7 protein-coding genes are annotated in these 8,072 nt (G+C 71.0%); 2 read left to right on the plus strand and 5 right to left on the minus strand.

Annotated features, from left to right (window positions below):
• Positions 1-50 precede the first annotated feature (50 nt).
• Entirely contained in the window at positions 51-2,642 is a 2,592-nt protein-coding gene (pepN, locus tag B082_RS0115980; RefSeq protein WP_026249850.1) for an aminopeptidase N, read from the minus strand.
• A 134-nt stretch (positions 2,643-2,776) separates the two neighbouring features.
• On the opposite strand from pepN, the gene B082_RS0115985 reads away from it, so the two are divergent.
• Positions 2,777-3,427, plus strand: coding sequence for a DsbA family protein (locus tag B082_RS0115985; protein ID WP_018552819.1), 651 nt, complete (start codon positions 2,777-2,779; stop codon positions 3,425-3,427).
• A gap of 136 nt (positions 3,428-3,563) precedes the next feature.
• Positions 3,564-4,442 carry a DUF4232 domain-containing protein gene (locus tag B082_RS0115990; RefSeq protein WP_018552820.1) on the plus strand — a complete coding sequence of 293 codons (879 nt, stop codon included), beginning with the start codon at positions 3,564-3,566 and terminating at the stop codon, positions 4,440-4,442.
• Between the two features lie 3 nt (positions 4,443-4,445).
• Here the strand turns inward: B082_RS0115990 and B082_RS0115995 are convergent, their stop codons facing one another.
• The 4 genes from B082_RS0115995 to B082_RS0116010 form a co-directional block, all read right to left on the minus strand.
• Positions 4,446-5,411: an aldo/keto reductase gene (locus tag B082_RS0115995; protein ID WP_018552821.1), complete on the minus strand. Its 966-nt coding sequence runs from the start codon at positions 5,409-5,411 to the stop codon at positions 4,446-4,448.
• 198 nt (positions 5,412-5,609) lie between these two features.
• On the minus strand, positions 5,610-6,446 hold the full coding sequence (locus B082_RS0116000) for an MOSC domain-containing protein (protein WP_018552822.1): 837 nt from the start codon (positions 6,444-6,446) through the stop codon (positions 5,610-5,612).
• A 208-nt stretch (positions 6,447-6,654) separates the two neighbouring features.
• Positions 6,655-7,296 (minus strand): superoxide dismutase, encoded by a 642-nt coding sequence (locus B082_RS0116005; protein ID WP_018552823.1) that lies wholly within the window; start codon positions 7,294-7,296, stop codon positions 6,655-6,657.
• A gap of 99 nt (positions 7,297-7,395) precedes the next feature.
• Positions 7,396-8,072: IS481 family transposase (locus tag B082_RS0116010; protein ID WP_018552824.1), on the minus strand; the 677-nt coding region annotated here is incomplete at its 5' end.

Below are 8,072 nucleotides of genomic sequence, written 5' to 3' on the forward strand. Positions count from 1 at the left end.
CCGCAAGCGGGCAAGGGCTTCGGTCTCACGCCGGACGGGCCGTCACCGGATCAGGCCACCGCGTCGACCGCCTGCGCCCGCAGCCCCCGGGCGAGGTCGTCGCGCGCCTCCAGCACCAGCCTGCGCAGGGCCGGCGCCGCGTCCGCGTGCGACTCCAGCCACGCGTCGGCCGCCGCCAGCGTGCCGGGGCTGTCCTGGAGGGACGGGAACAGGCCCCTGACCACGGCCATCCCGATCTGGATGGACCGCTCGGCCCACACCCGCTCGATCGCCTCGAAGTACCGCTCGGCGTACGGCGCCAGCAGCTCCCGCTGCGAGGGCTGCGCGAAGCCCGCGATCGTCGCCTCCACCAGCGCGTTGGACAGCGCGTCCGACTCCACGACATCCGCCCACGCCCGCGCCTTGACCTCGGCGGACGGCCGGGAGGCCAGGCACCGCACCTGGTGCCGCTCGCCGGACGCCGTGTCGTCCCGGGCCAGTTCGGCGGCGACCGCCGACTCGTCCGCCACCACATGGGCGACCAGCGGGGTGAGGAACGCCCAGCGCAGCTCCTGGTCGACATCGAGCCCGTCGATCCTGGCCGTGCCGTCGAGCAGCCCCGACAGCAGCTGGAAGTCCGTGGCCGACGTGGCGACCGAAGCGAAGAACCGGGCCCAGGCGAGCTGGTGCTCGCTGCCGGGTTCCGCGAGCCGCAGCTCGCCGAGCGCGCCCTCGGCCAGCGCCCGGCCGCCCTCCTCGCGCCACTCGGGAACCGCGTAGTGCGTCAGCGCGGTGCGGGTCCAGGCGTGCAGCATCTGGAGCACCCCGATGTCCGTCTCGCGCCCGGCGAACGCCAGGACCAGCGAGACGAAGTCACGGGCCGGCATCAGCCCGTCCCGGGTGAGGTTCCACAGCGCCGACCAGCACAGGGCGCGCGCCAGCGGGTCCGTGATGTCGCCCAGGTGCGCCCGCAGCGTGGCGAGCGACACCTCGTCGAAGCGGACCTTGCAGTACGTCAGGTCGTCGTCGTTGACGAGGATCAGCTCGGGCCGCTCGGCCCCGGCCAGCTCCCCGATCACCGTGCGCGGCCCCGACACGTCCGCCTCGGCCCGCGCGTAACGCACCAGGTCGCCGTCCGGGTCGCGCCGGTACAGGCCCACCGCGACCCGGTGCGGCCGCAGCTCCGGGTGGGACTCCGCGGCCTCCTGGAGGACCGCCAGCTCGGTGATCCGGCCCGCCGCGTCGTAGGTCGCCACCGGGGTCAGCGAGTTGACGCCCGCCGTCTGGAGCCAGGAGCGCGACCAGGCGGTCATGTCCCGCCCGGAGGTGTCGGACAGCACCGACAGCAGGTCCCCGAGCCGGGTGTTGCCGTACGCGTGCTTCTTGAAGTAGCGCCGGGCACCCTCCAGGAACGCGTCCCGCCCCACGTACGCCACCAGCTGCTTGAGCACGGAGGCGCCCTTGGCGTACGTGATGCCGTCGAAGTTCAGTTTGGCGTCCTCCAGGTCACGGATGTCGGCCGTGACCGGGTGCGTGGAGGGCAGCTGGTCGGCGCGGTACGCCCACGACTTGCGGTTGTTGGCGAAGGTGATCCAGCCGTCCTGGAAGCGGGTCGCCCCGACCATCGCGAAGACGCCCATGAAGTCCGCGAAGGACTCCTTCAGCCACAGGTCGTCCCACCACCGCATGGTGACGAGGTCGCCGAACCACATGTGCGCCATCTCGTGCAGGATGACGTTGGCCCGGCTCTCGTACGACGCCTGCGTCACCTTGCCGCGGAAGATGTACTCCTCGCGGAACGTGACACAGCCCGGGTTCTCCATCGCGCCGAGGTTGTACTCCGGCACGAACGCCTGGTCGTACTTCCCGAACGGGTACGGGTAGTCGAAGTTGTCGTGGAAGAAGTCCAGGCCCTGCTTGGTGATCAGGAAGATGTCGTCGGCGTCGAAGTGCTTGGCGAGCCCCTTGCGGCACAGCGCGCCGAGCGGGATCTCCAGCGTCGTGCCGTCCTCGAAGGTGCGGCTGTAGGAGTCCGTGACGTAGTGGTACGGACCGGCGACGACCGCCGTGATGTACGTCGAGATCGGCTCCGTCTCGGCGAACCGCCACACCCCGCCCTCGCGGGACTCCTCCGCTCCGTTGCTCCAGACCGTCCACTCCTCGGGCGCCGTCACCCGGAAGCGGTAGGGGGCCTTGAGGTCGGGCTGCTCGAAGTTGGCGAAGACGCGGCGCGCGTCCGCCGGCTCGTACTGGGTGTAGAGGTAGACCTCGCCGTCCTCCGGGTCGACGAACCGGTGCATGCCCTCGCCGGTACGGCTGTACGCGCACTGCGCGTCGACCACCAGGACGTGCTCGCCCTCCGTCAGGTCCGCCAGCGCCACCCGTACCCCGTCGAAGACGGCCGCCGGGTCCAGCGCCACCCCGTCCAGGGTCACCGCGTTCACGGCGGGCGCGATCAGGTCCGCGAAGGTCGACGCGCCGCCGCGCGCCGCGCGGAACCGGATCGTCGTCACCGAGCGGAAGGTCGGCGGACCGGCGGTCCTGTCGTCCCGGCCGGGCTCACCGACCGCGGAACGCACGTCGAGTTCGACGTCGTAACCGTCGACGGTCAGCAGCTCGGCCCGCTCGCGGGCCTCGTCTCGGGACAGGTTCTCACCGGGCACGAGCACACTCCTTTGTGTCACGTTCGAATAGTTTGATCCTCCCATGCCGCCTTCCGGCCGGGCACTCGGGAATGGCCGGAGCGCCCCGCGGTGTTCTCGCGCACAGAGTGAGATCGGTCCGCATGAGGAGAGACATGTCTGACAACAGCACGGCAACCGGCAAGACCCCCGCCGATTTCTGGTTCGACCCGCTCTGCCCGTGGGCCTGGATGACCTCCCGCTGGATGCTGGAGGTGGAGAAGGTCCGCGACGTCGAGGTCCGCTGGCACGTGATGAGCCTGGCCGTACTCAACGAGAACCGGCTGGACGAGCTGCCCGACGAGTACCGCGACATGCTGGAGAACAAGGCCTGGGGCCCGGTCCGCGTGGTGATCGCCGCCCAGCAGAAGCACGGCGACGACATCGTCGGCCCGCTCTACACGGCCCTCGGCACCCGCTTCCACAACAAGGGCGAAGGCCCCACCCGGGAAGCGATCGAGGCCGCCCTCAGGGACGTCGGCCTGCCCGCCGAACTCGCCGACCACGCGGACTCCGACGCCTACGACACCGAGCTGCGCGCCTCCCACCGGGAGGGCATCGAGAAGGTGGGCCAGGACGTCGGCACCCCGGTCATCGCCGTGCCCGGCGCGGACGGCGAGCAGATCGCCTTCTTCGGCCCGGTCGTCACCCCCGCCCCCAAGGGCGAGGAAGCGGCGAAGCTCTGGGACGGCACCCTGCTGGTCGCCTCGATCCCCGGCTTCTACGAGATCAAGCGCACCCGGACCCAGGGGCCGATCTTCGACTGAGCCGGCACGGCGGACACCTGGCAGACGCGGGGCCCGGCCGGACGGCCGGGCCCCGCGGCGCCGCTGTGACGCTGCTGTGACGGTGGATGTGACCTGGGGCACAGCCCGGCGCGGCGCTCTTTGATCTTCTGGGCGGATGCGCCCCGCCACCGCCCTCGCCCTGTGTGCCGCCCTCGCGAGCACCGCGCTGCTCACCGGATGCGGGAAGGAAACGGCCGGGGCACGGGCCGCGTCGCCCGGCGCCACCTGCGCGTCGCCCACACCGGTCGACGACCCCTCCGGACGCAGGTGGGACAACGTGCGCGTCATCAGCAGCGACTGCGGTCCCTCCGGCGCCCCGTCCACCGGGTTCGAGGTCACCAACACGGAGAAGGAACCGCTCACCTTCACCATCACCTTCACCCTGCTGAACGGCTTCGGCGAGGCCATGGACAACACCACGCGCACGGTCGAGGCCGTCCCGCCGGGGCAGACCGTGCGCCGTCCCCTCGACGCGGAGGACGGCCCCGGCTCCGCCCGGACGCGGCAGGCCCGGATCATCAAGGTGCGGGCCGTTCCCGCGGAGGAGGCGTCCGACGCAGGGGCATGCCCGGCCTCCGGGGTCCGCATCACGAACGACCGGGGCGACGCCGCGATGGGGCTGCGCGTCGTGGGCATCGTCCTGGAGAACTGCGGCACCACCGACTACCGCCTCGACGGCTACCCCGCACTCCAACTGCTCGGCGAGGACCGCGAACCGGTCACCGGGGTGGACATCCTGCACGGCACCGACAAGATCTCCACCGGCATCGGCGGGAGCGACGCGCCCCGGCCCGTCAGCCTGCGCCCGGGAGAGTCCGCCCGCGCGACCCTCGCCTGGCGCAACACCACCACCGAGGGCGACCCGGTGAACGCCCCCTACGTCCGGGTCACCGCGAAGCCCGGGGCCACGCCCGTGACGGTGACCCCGGAACTCGACCTCGGGACGACGGGCCGGCTCGGCGTCGGCCCGTGGACGAAGACCCCGCCGGCGTGACGCTCAGGCGTAGAAGTTCCGCTGCCACCGGTGGCCGGCCAGCACCGCCAGCCGGTCGGCGGCGAGCGGATTCCCGTCGCTCAGCGCGGTGTTGCGCTCCACGTTGCGCACGCTGCGCATGCCCGGGATGACCGTGGAGACCGCCGGGTGGCTCAGGACGAACCGCAGCGCGTGCTCCGCGATCGCGTCCTGCTCGATGCCCAGGTCCGCGACGATCGCCGCGACGCGCCGCTCGACCTCGGCCGGGCGGTCGTCGCGGAAGTACCGGTTGCGCCAGTCGCCCTCCGGGAACGTCGTGCCGGCGGTGATCCGGCCGGTCAGCCCGCCCTCGTCCAGCGCGACCCGCACGATCACCCCGACCCCGTGCTCCTGGCAGGCCGGCAGCAGCGCCTCGGCCGGGGCCTGGTCGAACACGTTGTAGATGACCTGCACGCTGTCCACCACGCCGCTGCGGACGAGCGCGAGGGCGCTGTCGGGCAGATGGTCGTTGACGGAGACACCGAACAAGCGGATCTTCCCCTCCTGCTTCAGCGCGGCGACCGTCTCCAGCCAGTCCCCGCGCCCCACCCACTCGTCGTTCCAGACATGGAACTGGAACACGTCGAAGTGGTCCAGACCGGACGCGCGCAGGCTCGTCTCCAGGCTGGTACGGATGTGCTCGCCCGGGAACGCGTCGGCCGGGTCGATGCCGTCCTTCGCCGGCCACACCCCGTTCTTCGGCGGCACCTTGGTGGCCACCAGCACCTCGTCACCGGACCGTTCACGCACGACCTGCCCGACGATGCGCTCGCTCTCGCCGTAGCCGCGCGCCGTGTCGATGAAGTTCACGCCGAGGTCGATCGCCCGGTTGAGGGCGCGTACGGACTCGTCCCGCGTCGCCCCCACCCAGCTCGACTCACCGATGCCCCAGGCCCCGTAGCCGATCTCCGACACCGAAAGTCCGCTGCGTCCCAGCTCGCGGTAGCGCACAGTCATCCTCCACCTCGTCGTCCGGTCCCGCCCGGAGCCCGTCGGCTCCCGGGCCCGCACCGGGCCGACCCTAGGGCCTGTCGTCACATTCCCGTCTTGCCGCGCGCCATGCACGCACTCTCGCCGGGCGAACGACGGGAATGTGACGACAAACCCTAGGCGACGGGCCCGCCCCGGGGCAGGTGGTTTTACGGGTGCTCAGCCGGCGACCGGGCTGCCGATCGAGACGCGGTCACCGACCCGCACCACGCCCTCGCGGACCACCGCGTTCTTCGCGCCGAAGCTGACCTTGTTGCCGTACTCCGGCTCCCGCCGGTACGTGGCCAGGGTGCGCAGCGGCTCGGGCCCCGCGCCGCGGCCGGTCAGCTGGTCGACGAGCGTGACGTTGCACCGCAGCGCCTTTACGGAGTGCGCGAGTTCGGCGGTGCCCAGGGTCATCCGCGCGGCCCCGTCCTCGAAGTGCGGTGCGTCGTCACCGGTCAGCACGATGTTGGGGCGGAAGCGGTCCATGGGCACGGGCGCGGCCCCCCGGGCGGTGATCCGTTCGTTGAGACCGGCGAGGGATGCGGTCGAGGTGACCAGGACCGCGTGCGCGTCGGCGAAGTTGAGCTTGCCGGGGGTGTCGCCCCAGCCGTCGCGGTCGAAGCCGGGGACCACCCGGACCAGCCGGGAGGGGAGCCCGAGCGCGTCGGAGAACCACTGCGCGGCCTCGTCCCCCTGGTCGACGGCCGGCCCGAGGTCCTTGCCGAACATGCTGACCTCGCGGCGCGGTCCGTCCGGGACGATCTCCGTGCGCAGCGCCCCGACCCCCTCGGCGGAGAGGGCCAGCACGGTCCCGGAGTCCAGGACCTCGGCCCCGAGCACGGCCATCGCGGGGTGGGCGCGCTGGCTGCGGAACGTGCCCTCGGCCGCGTCGACCACCATGAACGTCCGGTCGTGTTCGAGGCCGGTCCTGGTGAGCCGCGCCGTGTCGACCTTGACCCCGGCACAGCCCTTGACCGGGTAGTACGCCAGCTCCCGGACGGTGATCGTCATGATGTCCTCCTCATGGCGGACATCATGGCACCCGCCTCGCGCCTCGTGAGTTCCTTTTCTGAACCCACTGCCCCGGCGGGGCGGGCGGAAGAGAGGCCCCCGCCTGTCACGTCCAGGCGGGGGCCTCCCCTTCATCCGCCTGCCCGGTGAAGGTTGAGAAGACGATCACGAGGCAGGACGTCCGGTGCGGCGTCCGGGGCGCGCCGGGTCAGGGGGCGAGCAGCAGAACGTCCGCGCGCTCCTTGGCGGCGGCGTAGCGCTTGGCCACGTCCTGCCAGTTGACGACGGCCCACATCGCCTCGATGAAGTCGACCTTCTGGTTCTTGTACTGGAGGTAGAAGGCGTGCTCCCAGGCGTCGAAGACGAGGACCGGGACCGAGCCCTGCCCCACGTTGCCCTGGTGGTCGTAGACCTGCTCGACGATCAGCCGGCCGCTGACCGGCTCGTACGCGAGGACGCCCCAGCCGGAGCCCTGCGTGGTGGCCGCGGCCTTCGTCAGCTGGGACTTGAAGCCCGCGAAGGAGCCGAAGGACTCGGTGATCGCGTCCGCGAGGTCGCCGACGCCGTCCGCCGCGAGGGGCTCGCCGCCGCCGTCACCGGTCATGTTGTGCCAGTAGATGGAATGCAGGATGTGGCCCGAGAGGTGAAAGGCGAGGTTCTTCTGGAGGCCGTTGATCGCTCCCCAGGTCCCCTTGTCGCGAGCCTCCTCCAGCTGCTCCAGGGTGTCGTTCGCGCCCTTCACGTACGCGGCGTGGTGCTTGTCGTGGTGGAGCTCGATGATCTGCGGATTGATGACCGGTTCGAGCGCGGCGTAGTCGTACGGGAGTTCCGGGAGCGTGTACGTGGCCATTGGTTTCGAACCCTCCAGCTGCTGAGCTGTTGTTATTGCAACCTATATGCAGGAGCAGGCTAACAGCAGGAGTGACTGATAGGGGGTCAGCCCTTCGTCCTAGGTGTATTGCCCTGTGAGGTTGGGGACGCGGCTGGCGGGTGGTTGGCCCTTGAGCGCGGTGTGTCCGCGGTGGTGATTGTAGGTGTGCAGCCAGCTGGGGAAGGCGTCGCGTCGTTCCTGCTCTGAGTGGTAGGGGCGGGCGTAGGCCCATTCGTCGAGGAGGGTGCGGTTGAGGCGTTCGACTTTGCCGTTGGTCTGTGGCCGGTAGGGCCGGGTTCGCTTGTGGGTGATCCCGGCCGCTGCCAGGAGGTCGCGCCAGGCGTGTGACTTGTAGCAGGAGCCGTTGTCGGTCAGGACCCGTTCGACGGTGATCCCGTGGGCCGCGTAGAACGTCTGGGCGCGGGTCCAGAACGCGGTGGCGGTCTCCTTCTTCTCGTCCGTGTGGATCTCGCTGTAGGCGAGGCGGGAGTGGTCGTCGACGGCGGTGTGGATGTAGCTGTAGCCGGCGTTCGAGCGGGTCTTGCGGCCTGCTTGCNGGCCGAGGGCCTTGTGGCCGCCGCCGTCGGGGATGTTGCCGAGTTTCTTGATGTCGACGTGGACGAGTTCGCCGGGCCGGTCGCGTTCGTAGCGGCGTATGACACGGCCGGTGGCCCGGTCCAGGTGGGTGAGGCGGGCCAGGCGGTAGCGGGTCAGGACGCGGTGGACGGTGGAGGGCACCAGCCCGAGCAGGTGCG

This window comes from Streptomyces sp. ATexAB-D23 (genome assembly GCF_000373645.1).
In the GTDB taxonomy this organism is placed as follows: Bacteria; Actinomycetota; Actinomycetes; order Streptomycetales; family Streptomycetaceae; genus Streptomyces; species Streptomyces castrisilvae.